This window comes from Megasphaera sp. AF13-6AC (assembly GCF_027685385.1).
Lineage (GTDB): Bacteria > Bacillota > Negativicutes > Veillonellales > Megasphaeraceae > Megasphaera > Megasphaera micronuciformis.
The window spans coordinates 1-271 of the sequence record NZ_JAQCUN010000328.1; the positions used below are offsets into that span (position 1 = coordinate 1).

Genomic DNA, 271 nt, shown 5'->3' on the forward strand with positions numbered 1-271 from the left:
CCAAGTGCATGGAAGCTTGTCCCTTTAACGCCATTTCCATGGGTGAAGACAGCGTGATCCTCGATCAGGATATTTGTAAAGGGTGCGGCAAATGTGCCAAGGCCTGTCCCTTTGACGGTATTACAATGGCACGCATTTACCATGGCGATACAAAGGGCCGTCCTTTCCGCCAATTGGCGTTTAAATGTGACCTGTGCCACGGTACGGAATCAGGCATTCCCGCCTGCATCGAAGCATGTCCTACGGAAGTATTCACACTTTTCGACCCGGC

Annotated in this window: 1 protein-coding gene; it reads left to right on the top strand. The window is 51.7% G+C overall.

The annotated features are described in order from the left end of the window. On the top strand, positions 1–271 hold a 271-nt coding region (locus PGX78_RS09215; protein WP_270446671.1), incomplete at both ends, for a 4Fe-4S dicluster domain-containing protein.